We start from the raw sequence: 17149 nt of genomic DNA, 5'->3' as shown, positions 1-17149 counted from the left end.
GGCGAACAGCGGCTTCGTTGGAGCCTTGATCCAACATGGGCATCGGTCCTTGCCTGTTCACCCGACCATCCACCGGGCCGAGAACAGCAAGGACCGCTGCCTTCCCCCGTTTTCTTCAGTCAGTTCTTCAGCTTGAGAAAGTAGTCAAAGATCTCTGGCACGTTGCCATTGCCCATGCCCGCATCCACAGCGGCCTGGAGGTTGGCGGAGGTGCCTTCGGCGATCTGGGCGCGGGTGCCCAGGTTTTTGACCATTTCAAGGAAGTAGCCGAGATCCTTGTTGGCGTTGGCGATGGAGAAGCCGAGGTTGCTCACGCCGTCCACGGCGTAGTTTTTGCAAAAGCCCATGAAGGGGGAATTGGAAGGGCCGGTGGACATGATGTCGAACAGCTGCTGGCGGTCCACGCCCGCGCGCTCGGCCACGGCAAACGCCTGCGACATGGCGGACACGGTGGTCATGCCCATGAAGTTGTTGATCAGCTTGGTGGTGTGGCCTGCGCCCAGTGCGCCCATGTAAAAGATGTTTTCGCCTTGCTGGTCGAGCACGGGCTTGACTTCGTCGAAGGTGGCTTTGTCGCCGGCGGCCATGATGTTCAACTTGCCTTCTTTGGCGTGGGCTGGCGTGCGGCCCAGCGGCGCGTCGATCATGCCGGCGCCAATGGCGGCGAGGTCTGCGCCGATCTTGCGGGTGGAGGCCGGGATGGAGGTGCCGAAATCGATCACCACCGCGCCTGCCTTGATGCCGGCGAGTATGCCGTTTTCGCCGTAAACCAGCGACTCCACCACTTCAGAAGTCGTGACGCACAGCATGATGATGTCGCAGGCGGCAGCCAGCGCAGCGGGTGATTGGGCTTCGACAGCGCCTCGGGCCAACACGGCGGCGACCGCTTCTTTGTTGCGACCCATCACAACCAGCTTGAAGCCCTTGTTTTGCAGATTTTCGACCATGTTGCTGCCCATCTGGCCGAGGCCGATGAACCCGATGGTGGGCTGTGTCATTTGATACTCCTGGGGAAAGATGGGATGAAAACGGAACCGTGTGGCGATGTTCACAACTGGGGCACCTCAAGTGCGTCGCCAATTGAAACCGGTTTCCAATTTTACCTCGCCACCCCTTAACGCGCCAGCTTCACCGCCTGCCCGTCCCCCACCATGCTGCCCGGGTACAGCACCACGCTCTCCCCTGCTTTCAGGCCGCTTTCAATCCAGGCCTGATCGGCGTTGCGGTCTTTGAGCGTGACCGCCCTCGCCTGCGCCCGCCCGCCTTCGACCACGAACACGCGCCAGGCGGTGCCATCGCGCACCAGCGCGGCGCTGGGGGCAAGCAGCGCGTCGTCTTGCGCTTTCGTGACGATGCGGGCCTCGACCCTGAAACCGTCACCCAGGCCTTGCAGGGCCGTGGCGCCGCCTTCTACGGCCACGATCACGTTGACGCGTTGCTCGTTGATCCCCAGCGCTGACACCTTGGTGAAGGCCACCGGCTCGATGCGCTCCACCTGCCCGACCAGAGGCGCGGCGCCGCCGCCAACCGACAGCGACACGACGGCGCCAGGCTGGATCGCCATGACTTCGCTGGAGAGCACATCGATCACGGCCTCCAGCGCACCCACATCGCCAATTTCCACCAGCGCCTGGCCGGGGTTGACCGGGGCAGCGCTTTCCAGATGCAGCTTGAGCACGCGCCCGTTGACCGGACTTTTGAGCGACCACAAACCAGCGGTGGCCTTCGAATCGGCAGCGGGCTCGGAGCGCGACAGCGCGGCACGGGCCTCGGCCAGAGCGAACTCGGCGGCGCCCAACTCGGCTTTCCCGGCGGCGAGCGCCTGGCGGGCCGCGCGTTGAGCCAACAAGGCCTGGTCGAGCGCAGAGCTTGAAACGAATTTTTCTTTGGCCAGTTGATTGGCGCGGCTGGCTTCGAGATCGGCCTGGGCCAGCGCGGTCTGCAGGCGCTGCGCCTGGGCGCTTGCGGCCTGTCGCACGGCGTTGGCACTGCCCACCCGCTCAACCAGCATCTGGCGGGTGCGCGCGTCGATCATTTGCGGTGAGGCCGGTTGCAACACGGCCACCACGTCGCCCGCGTTCACGGTATCGCCCACCTTGAGCGTGGGCCGCTGCAGCTCGGCCTGGGTCGGCGCGACGATCACATAGCGGTTCTTGAGGCGCAACTGACCGTCTTCTTCAATCACCTGTTCGAAGCGGCCTTCGCCTACGGCAGCCACTTCCACCACCAAGGGCCGTGGCTGGTAAAGCCACCACACCAGAACGACCAGCGCCAGCAGCGCAGCGGTGATGATCAGATAGCGGCCCCAGGGGCAGGATTTGCTCGGGTTGTTCATATTGATTTTGTTCATCGTCTTCATTCGCGTACTTTCAATACAGCCACCAGGTCAAGCCGGTCAATCTTGCGGCGCACCAGCAAGGCGCTGGCCACGGCGGCGGCCAGCACGATGAAGGCCGCCGAGGCATAGGTGCTCGGCTCGATCACCACGGGAAAATCAATTGCGTCTGACGACATGAGCGCCATCATCAGCGTGGCCAGCGCCCAGCCGGCGAAGGCACCTATGGGCAGGGCCAGCAGCAGCTCGGCGCCAAGTTCGGCCAGCAGCAACACCGACACTTCGGCGCGCGTCATGCCCAAGACGCGCAGGCTGGCCAGCTCCCAGGCGCGCTCGGAGAGCGAGATGCGCGCCGAGTTGTAGACAATGCCCACGGCCATGGCGGCGGCGAACAGGGTGAGGATGCCACTGAACACACCCATGTTGCGCGAGGTGGTGCGGTCAAAGCTCTCCATGGAAGAAGCCTTGTCGAACACCGAGTTGATCGTGGGCGCGCTTTTGACCGCGCCCCAGAAGGCGTCCATGTGGAGCGGATCCACCTGCAAGGCGGCATCGGCCACGCCCGCACCATCGCGCGCCAGATCGGTCATGCCGGAAAGCGACATGTAGACCAGTTTGCCGAACATGGTTTGCACAATATCGACCACTTCCACTTCGGTGCGGGTCTGGTTCCACAGCCTGAATTCGACTTGCACGCGGTCGCCCACCCGCGCGCCCAGCTCGCGGGCCAGCATGGCCGAGAGCACCACACCACGCGCAGGCATCGACACCGCGCCGCGCTGCTCATCGACCACGCGAAACAGCCTGGCATCGCTCCGAATGCCCATCATGGCGGTATCCACCGACGCACTTTTGAATCGGATGCGCACCATCCCGGTTCGGTAGGGTTCGGCGTCGATCACGCCGGGCAAGCGCTTGAGATCGCGCGCCACCGAGAGCGGCACCGGGCGGTGGAAGTTCACCAACACATCGCCCTGCTGAACCTGCCGGTATTGCACATCCATGATGTGGGCGATGGCATCAATCCAGAAAGCGCCCGAGATTTGCAGCGCCACGGCGAGCGCCACGCCGACCACGGTGAAGGCCGCGCGCAGCGGGCGCCGCTCCACATTGCGGATCACCATCAGCGCGCCGGTGCTCACGCGGTTGCCCAGGCCAACCCGCTCGATCAGCGTGGCGCGGTAATGGGGTGGCGAAGGTGGCTGCATGGCTTGCGCAGGGCGCAGGCTGACCACGGCGTGGATGGCGGTCCAGGTGCCCAGGGCGGCGGCGAGCGCGGCGATGACCAGCGAAACGACGACCAGCCAGGGCTCGGTGATGTAGTCGAGGCTGTTGAAGCGGAACACCTCGTCGTACAGGCCCAGCATGCCCCGGCCAATGGCCACGCTCATGCCCAGCCCAACCACCACACCCAGCCCCGCGATCAGGAAAGCAAACTGGATGTAGTGCCAGGCGATGGCGCCATCGCTGTAGCCCAGCGCCTTGAGGGCGGCGATCTGGCCGCGCTGCGTGGCCACCTGGCGACTGAGCACCACGTTCAGGATGAACATCGCGACCACCAGAAAAATCGAGGGCAACACGGTGCCCATGACCTTGAGCTGCGTGAGCTCGTCGGAAACGATCTTGCTCGACAGCTGTTTGTCACGCCCCACCGCGCCAATGGCACCATAAGGCTCCAGCAGCCGGTCCACCTTTTCAATCACCCGATCCACCGGCACGCCGGGCGCCACGCCCATGGCCATCTGGTTGAACGCGCCTTGCATGTCAAACGCCGTGGCCATGCGCTCATCGTCGATCCACCAGATACCAAAAAACTCATCGTCGGGCGCGCCGCCCTGGGAGGCGAAAACGTATTCGGGCGTGGCTGCGGTGCCCACGATGTGCACCGTCTCCAGGCGGCCATTGAGGATGGCCCGCACGGTATCGCCGGCCTTGAGCGAACGCGCGGCGGCGAAGCGGTCGCTCACCAGCGCTTCCAGCTCGCCTGCGCGCTCGGGCCAGCGCCCGCTCTTGAGCGAGAGCTTGTTGAGGCTCTGGCGGTCGGCATGCACGCGTGCGAGGGTCAGGCCGATGAAGCGCCCGGTAACCGGGGGCATCACGCCGGGCAGATCGATCTGGGCGTCCATCGCGGTGGTGAACAGCACCTCATTGACGCCATCGATGGCCGCGAGGCGTTCGCGCAAATGCAGCGGCGCGCGCTTGACCCCGGCGAACACATCAGCCAGCCGGTTGTCCTGGTAAAAGGCGTCGCGCGAGGCTTTCAGCGAAGCGTGCACCGAAAACATGCCCACGAAGCCGGCCACACCAATGGCCACGACCATGGCGATGGTGGCCACCTGGGCGCGCAGGCGCAAAAAATCGCGCCAGAGCTTGGTGTGGATGGCTTTCATGGGCGCCTCAGGTCCTCACAACATCCAACAACAAGAACCCACCGTTCGGGCCGAGCCTGTCGACATCCTTCAACCGGCTCAGCCCGAACGGGCATTCAAACGACCGTTGGTACATCGGGATCACCAGCTCAGATCCGAAGCGGGCAACTTGTGGTCGTTGACCTTCGTCTCGACAATGCGCCCGTCGCCCAGGCGCAACACGCGGTCGGCCATGTCGGCAATGGGTGCGTTGTGGGTGATGACCACGGTGGTGGTACCCAGCTCGCGGTTCACCCGCTCTATGGCCTGCAGCACCATGACGCCGGTGGCGCTGTCGAGCGCACCGGTGGGCTCGTCGCACAGCAACACCGCCGGGCGCTTGGCAATGGCCCGGGCAATCGCCACGCGTTGCTGCTCCCCGCCCGAGAGCTGGGAAATGAAATGGTTTACCCGCTGACCCAGGCCCACCAGGGCCAGCGCGGCTTCAGCGTCCATCGGGTCTTCGGCCAGATCGGTCACCAGCGACACGTTTTCACGCGCCGTCAGGCTGGGGATGAGGTTGTAGAACTGAAACACGAAGCCCACGTGTTCCCGGCGGTAGCGGGTGAGCTCTGCATCCCCCGCGCCGATCAGCTCGTGCACCTGCCCCTCATGGGTCCAGACCGCGCTGCCACTGGTGGCCGAATCGAGCCCTCCGAGGATGTTGAGCAGGGTCGATTTGCCGCTGCCCGAGGCGCCGAGCAAGACCACAAACTCGCCACGGGTGATGTCCAGGTCCACCCCTCGCAAGGCGTGCACCGCGGTTTCGCCTTCGCCGTAAACCTTGGTCAGGCCACGGGCGACAAAGACAGGCTCATTGGCCAGGGACGCATCGGTTGGGGGCGCAGCTGATTTCATATGAATCCAGTATTGCGGATGGCCGCGCCCCTGTCCATGCGATGGATCAAAGGCACTGCCTCTGGATGCCTGGCAGCCTCGATCATGGGGCGCTTCCGACGCGAACGTCTGGCCGGAGCCGGCCAACAGTTTCGAGTGCAATCTGCCCTGGTGGTCAGACCGCCGCAGGGTTCGAACAGCGCAGCAACGCCAGACAAGCTGGCTACCGCGCCCAGCCCACTGTCCAGCGCATTGCTGTTCAGCTCTGGCGTCTCTAAAATGAAAGGCCGATTCGATCACAGCAGGCTACCCGTCGAACTGTTTGCATTGAGGACCGGCTCTCGCAACGCCCTGCGCGCTTCAGGGCTGAGACCGGTCCCTCTTCGGCCCCCCTCAGTGCACGTTTACTCGCCTTCGGTGAAGGCCTTGTTTTCTCCGGTCAATTAGGGCCTGTTCAGATGAACCACTCCATCCTTCGACCTGCTTGCAAACCATCTACGTGCACCCGTACGGCGCCTTGGCTTGCCCTGTTTGCATTGGCTTTGAGTGGTTGCGGTGGGGGCAGCAGTGGCAGCGAGGCAAACCTGGCGCAAGGCGTCAATGCGGCCCCCAGTGAAAAGACCCATCAGGCGCTGTCGCCAACCGGCGTTTTGCTTCAGAAGGCCGCTCAACTCAGCACAGCTGAACTGCAGCGGGCCGAATCGGCAGCCGAGCGGCAGCCAAATGGGCGAAGCCCCCTGCCGGCTTCGGACGAAGAGTCGCTTGCCAAGGCAAACAAGTCAACGGCAGATGAGCGCACCAATGTATTTCGCTTCTTCAACGCCAACACATCAGGGCACTTTTTTACCGCAAGCACCACCGAGCGGGATCAGGTTCGCGTATCGATTCAAACCATGCGCTACGAGGGTGCGGCGTTTTCTGCCCACCGGTCCGCAGGTGCCGGGCTCGATGCGGTGCACCGCTTTTACAACCGGACCACGGGCATGCATCTGTACACCATCAGTGCAGACGAAAAGCGGTTTGTGCAAGCGAACCTGCCTGTGTTCACTTACGAAGGGGTGGCTTATTACGCCAGCAAAACCGCTGCGGCAGACCGCTTGCCTTTGCACCGCTTCTATCTGCCCGGCGCGGGATTTCACTTCTACACCGCCTCTGACGCAGAGATGACGAGCATTCGCAACACCCTGCCCCAGTACACCTACGAAGGTGTCGCCTACTACGTGCAGCCAGCGGAAAGCGACGTCGACACCTGGCCCGAGGTTGTGAAGCCCACCATCCCAACCAGCAGCTACACACTGGAGCCTTGGCGATGGGGCGTGGCAAGCAACGCGTCAAATGCCACCGCCACCACCGATGGGATGCAGGCTGCCATCGACTGGGCTTCATCACAGGGCATTGGGCAATTCCGGGTGCCCGCCGGCGAATATTTGCTGGGAAAAATACAGACGTACAACTATGCTGGCGGCATCAAATTGCCGAGCAACATGGCCTTGGTTCTGGAGCCCGGTGCGGTGCTGCGCATGGTCCCCAATGACCGTTGGAATTATTGTGTGGTCACCATCAATGGCAAGAAAAACGTGTCTGTCTCAGGCGGCACCATCGTGGGTGACCGTTACAACCACACCTACACCCCATCCAGCAGCGGAGGCACCGCACACGACGAAGGACACGCCATCTGTATAGAAGGCTCCAGCCAGTACGTGGAGGTTCAAGGGGTGTACATCACCCAGGCCAATGGCGACGGCATTTTGATCGTGGGCAAGGCCCCTTCGACGCCGCAAGACATCACCATCACCGGCAACAATTTCGACACCAACCGACGCCAGGGCATCTCCATCGTGGGTGGCGCGCGGGTGTTGATCGAAGGCAATCAGATTCACCATACCAAAGGCACCAGCCCCCAGTTTGGTATCGATATCGAGCCGCTTGGAGGTTATCTGGTGAGAGACGTGATCATTCGGGGCAACAACTTCCACCACAACCGCGGTGGCGATGTGGTCAACACCCGGGGCTTCAACATCTTGATTGAAGGCAACACCATGCACCAGGGCGAAGCCAGCACCACCGGAGGCGACGACGGCCGTACCTACATCGATGGACCCATCGTGTTCTGGCCTGAAGCCGACCAGACCATCCGCAACAACAACATCACCATGCTGAACGGTTCGTACAACGGCAAGTCGGGGATCATTGGTTACGCCCGCCCTGGCCGCACCCGCAGCAACCCCGACTACAACGTCATTCACAACAATGTGTGCAACGGCTGCGGCATGTATTTGTACAGCAGCGGACGGGCCGATATCCGTGACAACCAGTTCCTCAACGGCTACATCGTGATTCAGAACTTCGAAGACGCCCACATCTTCAACAATGCGGTGACGTATCCCAACCGGTGTTGGGCCTATCGCTTCAGGAACGTCACCGGCCAGGCTGCCGGCAACACCTACAACGCCGCCGCCTTCGATATTCCCTTGTCTGCCGTGCCCTTCAATGGGTGCTGGGTCAATTGAGCGGGGTTGACCCAGTTCGGGCAACAGCTCGAAAAAAAAGGGCTGCTCAATGCAGCCCTTTTCGATTCGATTCACCGAGGAAAACCCCGGCAACGGCGGTCAGATGTTCACTTTGACCGTCTTGGACACGCCGTTCGTTCTGACGCTCGCGATGCCGTTTTCACGGGAGGCTTCCGATGCGTACATCTGGCTGGAGCCGATCACCTGGTGGTTGCCGGCCTTCAGGTTGAAAAAGGCTTTGCCATTGGATGCGGTTTTGCGTTCGAAGCGGGCCTCGTTGGCGCAATTTGCCTGCACCGATGCAATGCCGTTTTCGGCAGACCGCTTCGATTTGTAGAGTTCACTGGTGAGCACGGTTTCGGCGTTGCCCGCCTTGAGTACAAACCGGAACTGTCCATCTTTGCTCTTGCTCATTTCAAACCAACCTGCCATTTGAATGCTCCTTGAGTTGACATACCACCACGCCCACCTTGGGCGTGTTCAAACCGAATCCTAGCTTTTTGGGTTTTGCTGCGCCAGCCTGAGAAACCCCATCGTCAAAACAAAGGCGGAAATGCCCGCAAACCCCCCGCTACAGGCTCCGCATTTCAGCGGGAAAGCCACACGCGGACCGCCATCAGCAGCGCTCGCTCAGATGGCACTAGATCATTTCGGTCTCGCCCATCATCACATCGACCCCGGCCTGGGCGAAGTTGGCCAGATCGGCCGCGGTGGCCTGGCCTTCGGCTGAACCCATTCCAGCGGCAATCGCCGCCATCGAATCGAACGCGAGCACAGCGGTGAGGTAGACAGCATGTTTGCCGCCCATGCCCATGACGTCACCCCGGGTCACCTCATAGCTGCGCAAGCCAGGTATTTTTTTGGCCAGCGGAACATGGGTGTCGAAGTAGTATTTGTCGAAGGCTGCTGGATCGACGGGCTGTTGGTAGATCGCAAAGAGCTTGGCCATGTGTTTCTCCTGGTTGCCGCATCCGAGACGGGAATCACGCGGCTGTGACACGGTATCGGGCCGCCAATGGGGTGTCAATCAATGAATCCTCCATAGGCTGCGCAACCCGCCCGAAAAGGCTTGTTCGGCGGGCAAACAGAGCCCGATGTTGTTCATGGCCCGCTCCACATAAGCCTCTTTTTCTCCCACCGGCGCCACACAGTGCAGCGCGGCGCGGGCAGCCTCAATGCCCTCGGTACGCGCGATGATCCAGGCCGCAAGGTAGGGCGAGGCAAGGCGAGGCAACCGCCCGCCGTAGCCACATTGCCCTCGGCGAAGAATGGCTGGTCCAACACCTTGGCGCCGGCTTCCTGCACCCACGGTTTGGTGGTGAGATCGGTGCAAGCAGGCACGGCGTCCAGCAGGCCCAGTTTGGCCCATACCAGCGTGCCCGAACACTGCGCGCCCACGGGCTGGCGCGCGGCATCGAGCCGCAGCATGGACATGATGGCCGGAGCGTTGACCACCTCACGCGTGAGCATGCCGCTGCCCACCAGCACCGCGTCGGCCGATGCTGCGTCTTCCAGGCGGGACTCGCCTGAACGGTCACGCCATTCACGGAGGTCACCGAAGCCTCGGGGCTACAGAGCGTCACGCGCCAGCCGGGTTTCCTGATGCGGTTGAGAACGCTAGGGGTGATCAGCGAATCGAGTTCGTGAAAGCCCTGAAAGGTGAGCATGGCGATGTGCATGGCGCTAAGGTCAGGCTTCCTTTACGAATTCCGACTTGAGCTGCATCGCACCGAAACCCAGAATCTTGCAATCGATGTTGTGATCGCCTTCGACCAGCCGAATACCCTTCACCCTGGTGCCCGCTTCCACGCCCGACGGAGAGCCTTTGATCTTCAGGTCCTTGATCAAAACCACCTGATCACCACCGGACAGCTGTGCACCGTTGGCGTCTTTCACCACCAAGCCGGTGTCGGATGGGTCTTCTGATGCCTCGGCAGCCGAGGCCGGCCACTCATGGGCGCATTCGGGACACACCAGCAAAGCCCCATCCTCATCGGTGTAGGAAGATCGGCATTTGGGGCACGGGGGCAAAACGCTCATGGGTGTTCTTTCCAATACGATCAACACAGTGCCACCGGAGCGTGGCGCCGATTTCTACTGAGCCCGATCCTGCCCGCCGCCCATTTCACGCTTCCCACCCAACCTGGCACGCTTCCTGATAGCGTCAACGCATGTCTCTCTCGCTCGATTTTCTCGCCCTGCCCCTGCTCGCCGCCGCGTCCCTGATCTTTTTCAGCGTATTGGCGGGCGTTGTCTCGGCGCGCGCCGGTTTTTCTTTCTTGCTGGTTTTTCTGGTGGTGGGCACGCTCGCGGGGGTCGATGGCCCGGGCGGCCTGGTATTTGACGATTTCCGGCTGAGCTTCTGGGTTGGCAACGTGGCGCTGGCTGTGATCTTGCTCGACGGCGGGTTGCGCACCGAGTTCACCACCTTTCGCACCGGGCTGAGACCCGCGCTGTGGCTGGCCACGCTGGGCGTGGTGGTGTGCACCGGGCTCACAGCAGTAGCGGCACATTTTCTGCTCGCGCTGCAATGGCCACTGGCGCTGCTGGTGGGCGCCATCGTGGGCTCCACCGATGCGGCTGCGGTGTTCTCGCTGTTGAAGTCATCGGGGGTGAAACTCAATGAACGGGTGGCCGCCACGCTGGAGATCGAGTCGGGCATGAACGACCCGATGGCTGTTTTTCTGACCCTGAGTCTGATCGGCATCGCCTTGACGGCCGCCGCAGCCCCCATGGCCGGGCCTGACGTCAACTGGGGCGCGCTGCTGATCGCGCTGCTGCATCAAATGGGCTGGGGCGCGGCGCTGGGCCTGATAAGCGGCTTCGGCCTGGCCTGGTTGCTGATTCGGCTGGGGCGCGGCCCTGATGGCGGAGGCGGAATACGCGCCCTGTTGATCGTTTCGGGTGGCCTGGCGGTTTATGCCGGCACCACCGCACTGGGTGGCTCGGGTTTTCTGGCGGTGTACGCCATGGGTGTGATCGCGGGCAACCGGGCGCGCAAACAGGTGCGCCCGGCCCTCTCGGCCATGGACGGCTACGCCTGGCTGTCGCAGGCTGGCATGTTCCTGTTGCTGGGCTTGCTGGTCACCCCGAGCGAGTTGCTGCGCACGCTGTGGCCGGCGCTGGGTGTATCGCTGGTGCTGATGCTGGTCGCCCGGCCGCTGTCGGTCTGGCTGTGCCTCAAGCCGATGCGCTTTGCGAACAACGAAATCGCATTTGTCTCGTGGGTCGGGCTGCGCGGGGCGGTGCCGATTGTATTGGCGGTGTTCCCGGTGATGGCGGGTGTACCGGGCTCCCACACGTTTTTCAATGTGGCTTTTGTCGTGGTGATCACTTCGCTGCTGTTCCAGGGCTCCACCATCGCCTGGAGCGCGCGGCGCCTGGGTGTGACGCTACCCGACCCGTCTGATATGGCGCAGGCACGCCAGGTGTTTGGCGACTTTGTGATCGACGCGAGCACGCCCATGATGGACCTGTGTACCTTTTATGGCCTGCCCGTGCCGAGTGAGTCCGATCAAAGCGCGGGGCGCTGGCTGCGCGAGGAGCTTGATCGCCCTCCGGTGGAGGGCGACAGCGCCACCCTGGGCAAGGCCGAACTCAGCGTGCGCAGCATGGACGGTCAGCGCATCAAGCAGATCGGTATCAAGCTGGGGGATTGAGGGCGCCTGGGCGCACCGGGCCGGGCTGGCGGCAGGCGCGCCAGCCCGGCCCGGTGCTGTGAGCGGCAGATCAGTAGGTACCGGGGTAGGCGCCGCCGTCGGCCAATACGTTTTGACCGGTCATGTAGCCGGCGTGCTGGCTGCAAAGGAAAGCGCAGATGGCACCGAATTCTTCGGGCTGGCCAAAGCGCCTGGCCGGAATCGTCTGGCGCCGCGCGTCCATCAACGATTCAACAGGTTGCCCGGTTTTGGATGCGGCGCCTGCGAAGGTGACTTTCAGGCGGTCGGTATCAAAGGCGCCCGGCAACAGGTTATTGATGGTCACGCCCTGCGCGGCCAGGCCGCTGCGCGACACGCCTGCCACAAAGCCGGTCAGGCCACTGCGTGCGCCATTGGACAAACCCAGAATGTCGATCGGCGCCTTCACGGCGCTGCTGGTGATGTTGACGATGCGGCCAAAGCCGCGCTGCGCCATGCCATCGACCGTGGCTTTGATGAGTTCGATGGGCGTGATCATGTTGGCGTCAAGCGCTTTCAGCCAGGCGTCGCGGTCCCAGCCTCGGAAATCGCCCGGTGGCGGGCCGCCCGCATTGGTGACGACGATGTCAAAACTGCCGCCCGGGCCGCCAGGCGCGTCCAGCGCTTTCGCGCGACCTTCTGGGGTGGTGATATCGGCCACCACAGGAACCACGGTGACGCCCGGGTTCGCAGCGCGCAAGCCCTCCGCCGCGCGCTCGAGCTCGCTCACACCCCGCGCCACGATGACCACGTTGACGCCCTCGGCGCTCAACGCCTGGGCGCAGCCCAGGCCCAGGCCTTTGCTCGCGCCACACACCAACGCCCATTTGCCTTTGATACCCAAATCCATCGTCTTGTCTCCTGTTCAGTTGGAAGGTGTGCGGCCCATCCGCGTCACCAGAAATACCCCGCCCATGACGAGCACGGTGCCCACCACGATCCAGCCGTTGAACGGCTCACCGAGAATCACCACGCCCATCAAGATGGTGGACATGGGCCCGATCATGCCGGTTTGCGCCGCCAGCCCGGCGCCGATGCGCTCTACCGCCATCATCACCATCAAGACGGGCGCAAAGGTGCACAGCACCGAATTCAGAATCGAGAGGTAGATCACTGCCGGCGCCACCGCGAACGCCGTGTCCAGCGGCCGCAACAGGGCAAATTGCAGCAAGACAAGGCCACAGGCCACGCTGGTGGCCAATCCCACCAGCCGCAACGACCCCAGGCGCTTGACCATTTCCCCGCTGTACAGCAGGTAGATGGCATAGCTCACGGCACTGAGAAAAACCAGCAGCGTGCCGAGCGCAGCGTCGGGCCCCTGCAGCCCCACCTCATGGCCAAACACCAGCAGCACGCCCGCGTAGCTCATCGCCATCGCTGCGCCCTGCAAGGCGGTGATGCGGCGCTTGTAGATGATCCAGCCCAACACCAGCACCACGGTCGGGTTGAGATACAGAATGAGGCGCTCCAGGCTGGCGCTGATGTATTCCAGACCCCAGAAATCCAGGTAGCTTGCCAGGTAGTAGCCCGTGAGGCCCAGGCCAAACACGCCCAGCCAGTCGTTGCGAGTCAGTGGTGCCTTTCCTCGGCTGGACCACCAGGCCAGCGCCAGAAACAGCGGCAGGGCAAACAGCATGCGCAGCATGATGAGCGTGACCGCATCCACCCCGTAGCGGTAGGCCAGCTTGACGATGATGGCCTTGCCGCTGAAGGCGATGGAGCCTGCTGCAGCGAGCAAGAGGCCAGAGGCCAGCGATGGATTGGGGAGCGGGGCCGTGGCCGGAGGAGCAGACATTGGCCTTGATTATCGGCGCGCCGATGGCGCCCTCCGAAGCCAGGGGACTCTTGACTGGCCGGTATGGTGGAGCACTGAATCCGGGGGCCAGCAACCGTTGCACGCTCAGGGCCGCTTCACGCCTTTGGCAAGGTCAGGCCCACAGGGTCAATCACGCTGTACACACGGCCGATCTTGTCCAGCGGTTGAATCAGGCCTTCGCGCACGAAGATATTGACCGTGCGGCTCACGGTTTCCAGCTTCAGATCCAGCATGGCGCCCATGTCTTCGCGCGAAAAAAGCGACACCACCGAGGCGTCACCTGTTGAGCGCATTTTCAGAATCAGCCCCGCAACGCGTTGGCGGGCGTTGCCAAAGTTGAGATCGGCGAGCCAGTCGTCGGCCTCTTTCAGGCTGCGGTGCCATTTCTCCAGAAGGCGCTGGTGCAGGCGTGGTGTTTCACGGTTGAGGCGCTGAATGACCTGCAAAGGCAGGCGACAAACCTTGATCGAGGTGAGCGCGATGGCGTCGGAATCGTAGGTGGGGCCCATCAGTGCCTCCAGCCCGACCACATCTCCCGCGCGCAGCACCCGAACGATGCGCTGGCGACCGTCCACCGTGTTGCGCACCAATTTGATCATGCCCGCGCGCAGGGTGTAGAGCGACGTGGCTGTTTCACCCATGCGCACCAGTGGCTGGGCGGCGGCCAACTCCAGATCATCGATGGGCGCATGAATCAGGTTGAAGTCTTCTTCTTGCAAATCGGCAAACAGGACCATGTCTCGAATGCCACAGTGGCGGCAGTCGGAAGTACCGCGCCAGGCCGTTTCGGTTTTGATGGGGATCATGGGGTGGCAATCAGGCGGGCGAACATAGGCGTTGAATATAAGTCCTGAGTTGTTTGCACACCCGTCATGGGGGTACTCAGGTCAGCGGTGGCGTCGTTGCCATCACTTCTTCCATGGTGGTATTGCCTTCGGCCACGCGTGCGGCCCCGGCCAGGCGCAATGGCCGCATGCCATCGCTGACGGCCTGTTTGCGAAGCACTTCCAGGTGGGGTTCGCGCGTGATTTTCTCCTTGAAGGTTTCTGACACGGTGAGCAATTCGTACAGGCCCACACGCCCGCGAAACCCGGTCATGCGGCATTCCACGCACCCCACCGCCTGGTAAGGCTTGTATGTGCCAGTCACTTTCCAGGGTTTGGCCATGTCGGCCAGCGCTTCGCGCGAGATGTCGGTCGTGGCGTCGTCTTCGCGCACCTTGCAGGTCGGGCACAGCGTGCGAACCAGGCGCTGCGCCAAGACGCCCAGCACCGTGGCATTGATCAGATAAGGCGGCACACCCAGCTCCATCAGCCGCATGATGGCCGAAGGTGCGTCGTTGGTGTGCAGTGTGGTGAACACCAGGTGGCCCGTGAGCGCGGCCTGCACGGCCATTTCGGCGGTCGGCAGATCGCGCACCTCGCCGACCATGATGATGTCCGGGTCTTGCCGCATCAAGGCGCGCAGGCCCTGGGCGAAATCGAGATCGAGGTGGGTTTGCACCTGCGTCTGGTTGAAGGCCGGTTCGATCATTTCGATCGGGTCTTCCACGGTGCTCACGTTCACCTCTTCGGTGGCCAGGCGCTTGAGCGTGGCGTAAAGCGTGGTGGTTTTGCCCGAACCGGTGGGGCCGGTCACGAGCACGATGCCGTGGGGTTTCTTCATCAGGCCTTCCCAACGCGTGGCGTCGTGGGGCGTGAACCCGAGCGCGCTCAGGTCTTTCACGGTGGCTTCCGGATCAAAAATCCGCATCACCATTTTTTCGCCAAACGCCGTGGGCAGCGTCGACAAACGCATCTCCACCTCGTCGCTGCGCGTGTCGCCCGGGCCAGGCCGGGTGGTTTTGATGCGGCCATCTTGCGGACGGCGCTTTTCCACCACGTCCATGCGGCCCAGCAGCTTGACGCGCGCAATCATCGCGTTCATCACGCCCATCGGCATCTGGTAGACAGGGTGCAGCACGCCATCGATACGGAAACGGATCACACCCTGCTCGCGCCGAGGCTCCAGATGGATATCGCTGGCACGCTGATCAAAGGCGTACTGCCACAGCCAGTCGACCACCTGCACCACGTGCTGGTCGTTGGCATCGAGCTGCTTGTTGGTTTTGCCCAGCTCCACCAACTGTTCAAAGCTGCCAAACCCGGCCTGGCCACCGCCCAGTTTGTTGGCCGCGCGAACCGACTTGGCGAGTGCAAAGAACTCACCGGTGTAGCGAGAAATCTCCTGCGGGCTTGACACCACCAGGCGCACACTCTTGCGCGTCTGGCGCTCAACCTCGGGCACCCAGTCGCGAATGAACGGCTCGGCCGTGGCCACAACCACTTCGGCCGTACCCACCTGCACCGGCAACACCTTGTGGCGCTCGGCGTAAGCGGCGCTCATCACATCGGCGACCTTGCCCACATCCACCTTGAGCGGATCGATGCGGAAGTATTCGAGGTCGGTGCGCGCCGCGAGCCACTGGGTCAACAACTCAGCGTCGAGCACATGGCCATCCGATGCGCGCGCCATGCCCACCACGGACAGGCGTTGAATCGGGTGCTGCGCACTGTGGGCCGAAGCGCAACGCGCAATCGTGCGCGCCGCTTCGTTGTCGGAAATCACTTCATCTTTCAACAACCAGTCCACCAGCATGCGCCAGTCAAGCGGCCCCTGAAAGTCGCTCTTGACCGCTTTGCCAGAGCCCGAATGTTTGTGGGGTGTTTTCATAAATCGGCTTTTTTCAATTGCTCAGACCACGGGTTTGAATATCCGCAGCCACTTCACGGCGGGCAAACCCCAGCGCGACTGAATTTCTTCGGCTCTCGCCAGCAGGTGCATGCGTGTGGGCCGATCGGCATGGCGCTGGGCCAGCACGATGCTGTTGCCTTCCCGTGTGGGTTTGAAGGCCCAGACCGCATCGTCGCCAAAGGCCGCGCGAATGCTCTGCAAGGAGCGTTCATAGGATGCATCGCGCCCGAACAGGTTCACCGTCATGACGCCGTCATCGGTCAGCACCGAGCGGCAATCGGTATAAAAATCAGGACTGTCGAGCACCGGCGCGGCCGCTTCATGGTCGTACTGGTCAACTTGCAACGAATCGACCTGACCCGTGTGTTCGGCCTTGCGAATCTCTTGCCCTGCATCGGCCAGCAACACCCTCAACCGCGCACTCTCAGGCGGCAGCTTGAACCAGCCGCGACAGGCGGCAAGCACCTGCGGGTTGATTTCGACCGCTGTGGTGTCCATGCGGCATATCTTGAAACAGAATTTGGTCAGCGCCGCCGAGCCCAGGCCCAGCTGCATGGCCCGGCGTTTGGTCACCGTATCTGGGTCGACAAACAACAGCCAGGCCATCATGCGCTGCACGTAGTCGAGCTCGATGGCGAATGGCTCATCGATGATCATGGAGCCCTGAATCCACTCGGTGCCCAGATGGAGAAAGCGCACTTCGCCATCTTCCGACATCGTGACCTCGGGCAGGGTCTGGGGGCCGCTGCGGCGCCGCGCAGCGGCATTGGCGCCAGTCTTCATGCTGCGGCCCAGTCTGGCAACGCGATGGGGTTTCGAAGAAAAGCGAAGGG

The 17149-nt window shown here is 62.7% G+C and carries 14 protein-coding genes and 1 pseudogene; 2 read left to right on the top strand and 13 right to left on the bottom strand.

All coding sequences use genetic code 11. The features are described 5' to 3' along the window. Positions 1-119: 119 nt before the first annotated feature. The 4 genes from LPB072_RS07650 to LPB072_RS07635 form a co-directional block, all read right to left on the bottom strand. On the bottom strand, positions 120-998 hold the full coding sequence (locus tag LPB072_RS07650) for an NAD(P)-dependent oxidoreductase (RefSeq protein WP_066093724.1): 879 nt from the start codon (positions 996-998) through the stop codon (positions 120-122). A 116-nt stretch (positions 999-1114) separates the two neighbouring features. Further along, positions 1115-2350, bottom strand: coding sequence for an efflux RND transporter periplasmic adaptor subunit (locus tag LPB072_RS07645; RefSeq protein WP_157694172.1), 1236 nt, complete (start codon positions 2348-2350; stop codon positions 1115-1117). A gap of 5 nt (positions 2351-2355) precedes the next feature. After that, positions 2356-4725: an ABC transporter permease gene (locus LPB072_RS07640; RefSeq protein WP_066093508.1), complete on the bottom strand. Its 2370-nt coding sequence runs from the start codon at positions 4723-4725 to the stop codon at positions 2356-2358. Between the two features lie 120 nt (positions 4726-4845). Beyond that, positions 4846-5601 (bottom strand): ABC transporter ATP-binding protein, encoded by a 756-nt coding sequence (locus LPB072_RS07635; RefSeq protein WP_066093506.1) that lies wholly within the window; start codon positions 5599-5601, stop codon positions 4846-4848. Between the two features lie 437 nt (positions 5602-6038). Between LPB072_RS07635 and LPB072_RS07630 the strand changes: the two genes are divergently transcribed. Next, positions 6039-8090: a right-handed parallel beta-helix repeat-containing protein gene (locus LPB072_RS07630; RefSeq protein WP_082877066.1), complete on the top strand. Its 2052-nt coding sequence runs from the start codon at positions 6039-6041 to the stop codon at positions 8088-8090. Between the two features lie 99 nt (positions 8091-8189). On the opposite strand, the gene LPB072_RS07625 is transcribed toward LPB072_RS07630, so the two are convergent. The 4 genes and pseudogenes from LPB072_RS07625 to LPB072_RS07610 form a co-directional block, all read right to left on the bottom strand. Next, the gene (locus tag LPB072_RS07625) at positions 8190-8522 is read right to left on the bottom strand and encodes a YegP family protein (protein ID WP_066093497.1); all 333 of its coding nucleotides are present in this window, start codon (positions 8520-8522) and stop codon (positions 8190-8192) included. A 208-nt stretch (positions 8523-8730) separates the two neighbouring features. Further along, on the bottom strand, positions 8731-9039 hold the full coding sequence (locus LPB072_RS07620) for an EthD family reductase (RefSeq protein WP_066093494.1): 309 nt from the start codon (positions 9037-9039) through the stop codon (positions 8731-8733). A 78-nt stretch (positions 9040-9117) separates the two neighbouring features. Next, a pseudogene (locus tag LPB072_RS07615) lies at positions 9118-9769 on the bottom strand (DJ-1/PfpI family protein). A 10-nt stretch (positions 9770-9779) separates the two neighbouring features. Beyond that, positions 9780-10130 (bottom strand): zinc ribbon domain-containing protein YjdM, encoded by a 351-nt coding sequence (locus tag LPB072_RS07610; protein WP_066093491.1) that lies wholly within the window; start codon positions 10128-10130, stop codon positions 9780-9782. A 131-nt stretch (positions 10131-10261) separates the two neighbouring features. Between LPB072_RS07610 and LPB072_RS07605 the strand changes: the two genes are divergently transcribed. After that, complete coding sequence (locus LPB072_RS07605) at positions 10262-11749, top strand: potassium/proton antiporter (protein WP_066093488.1); 1488 nt, start codon at positions 10262-10264, stop codon at positions 11747-11749. Between the two features lie 70 nt (positions 11750-11819). Here LPB072_RS07605 and LPB072_RS07600 read toward each other — a convergent pair whose 3' ends face one another. The 5 genes from LPB072_RS07600 to LPB072_RS07580 all read right to left on the bottom strand — a co-directional run bounded on the left by LPB072_RS07600 (position 11820) and on the right by LPB072_RS07580 (position 17099). Beyond that, positions 11820-12617: an SDR family oxidoreductase gene (locus tag LPB072_RS07600; protein WP_066093485.1), complete on the bottom strand. Its 798-nt coding sequence runs from the start codon at positions 12615-12617 to the stop codon at positions 11820-11822. Positions 12618-12632: 15 nt separating this feature from the next. Beyond that, positions 12633-13562, bottom strand: a complete 930-nt coding sequence (locus LPB072_RS07595; protein WP_066093482.1) for a DMT family transporter — start codon at positions 13560-13562, stop codon at positions 12633-12635. Between the two features lie 116 nt (positions 13563-13678). Continuing rightward, on the bottom strand, positions 13679-14389 hold the full coding sequence (locus LPB072_RS07590; protein WP_066093479.1) for a Crp/Fnr family transcriptional regulator: 711 nt from the start codon (positions 14387-14389) through the stop codon (positions 13679-13681). 76 nt (positions 14390-14465) lie between these two features. Then, complete coding sequence (locus LPB072_RS07585; RefSeq protein ID WP_066093476.1) at positions 14466-16295, bottom strand: GspE/PulE family protein; 1830 nt, start codon at positions 16293-16295, stop codon at positions 14466-14468. Between the two features lie 21 nt (positions 16296-16316). Then, positions 16317-17099, bottom strand: coding sequence for a class I SAM-dependent methyltransferase (locus tag LPB072_RS07580; protein ID WP_066093473.1), 783 nt, complete (start codon positions 17097-17099; stop codon positions 16317-16319). Positions 17100-17149: the final 50 nt, after the last annotated feature.

Source organism: Hydrogenophaga crassostreae (genome assembly GCF_001761385.1).
Lineage (GTDB): Bacteria > Pseudomonadota > Gammaproteobacteria > Burkholderiales > Burkholderiaceae_C > Hydrogenophaga > Hydrogenophaga crassostreae.
Note: the sequence above shows the minus strand (reverse complement) of the source record. Positions and strands in the feature narration are given on the sequence as shown.

What these genes read in the sequence shown, in the direction of transcription:
- LPB072_RS07650 (WP_066093724.1), bottom strand. Translation starts at nt 998, where the DNA reads ATGACACAGCCCACCATCGGGTTCATCGGCCTCGGCCAGATGGGCAGC.
- LPB072_RS07645 (WP_157694172.1), bottom strand. Translation starts at nt 2,350, where the DNA reads ATGAACAAAATCAATATGAACAACCCGAGCAAATCCTGCCCCTGGGGC.
- LPB072_RS07640 (WP_066093508.1), bottom strand. Translation starts at nt 4,725, where the DNA reads ATGAAAGCCATCCACACCAAGCTCTGGCGCGATTTTTTGCGCCTGCGC.
- LPB072_RS07635 (WP_066093506.1), bottom strand. Translation starts at nt 5,601, where the DNA reads ATGAAATCAGCTGCGCCCCCAACCGATGCGTCCCTGGCCAATGAGCCT.
- LPB072_RS07630 (WP_082877066.1), top strand. Translation starts at nt 6,039, where the DNA reads ATGAACCACTCCATCCTTCGACCTGCTTGCAAACCATCTACGTGCACC.
- LPB072_RS07625 (WP_066093497.1), bottom strand. Translation starts at nt 8,522, where the DNA reads ATGGCAGGTTGGTTTGAAATGAGCAAGAGCAAAGATGGACAGTTCCGG.
- LPB072_RS07620 (WP_066093494.1), bottom strand. Translation starts at nt 9,039, where the DNA reads ATGGCCAAGCTCTTTGCGATCTACCAACAGCCCGTCGATCCAGCAGCC.
- LPB072_RS07610 (WP_066093491.1), bottom strand. Translation starts at nt 10,130, where the DNA reads ATGAGCGTTTTGCCCCCGTGCCCCAAATGCCGATCTTCCTACACCGAT.
- LPB072_RS07605 (WP_066093488.1), top strand. Translation starts at nt 10,262, where the DNA reads ATGTCTCTCTCGCTCGATTTTCTCGCCCTGCCCCTGCTCGCCGCCGCG.
- LPB072_RS07600 (WP_066093485.1), bottom strand. Translation starts at nt 12,617, where the DNA reads ATGGATTTGGGTATCAAAGGCAAATGGGCGTTGGTGTGTGGCGCGAGC.
- LPB072_RS07595 (WP_066093482.1), bottom strand. Translation starts at nt 13,562, where the DNA reads ATGTCTGCTCCTCCGGCCACGGCCCCGCTCCCCAATCCATCGCTGGCC.
- LPB072_RS07590 (WP_066093479.1), bottom strand. Translation starts at nt 14,389, where the DNA reads ATGATCCCCATCAAAACCGAAACGGCCTGGCGCGGTACTTCCGACTGC.
- LPB072_RS07585 (WP_066093476.1), bottom strand. Translation starts at nt 16,295, where the DNA reads ATGAAAACACCCCACAAACATTCGGGCTCTGGCAAAGCGGTCAAGAGC.
- LPB072_RS07580 (WP_066093473.1), bottom strand. Translation starts at nt 17,099, where the DNA reads ATGAAGACTGGCGCCAATGCCGCTGCGCGGCGCCGCAGCGGCCCCCAG.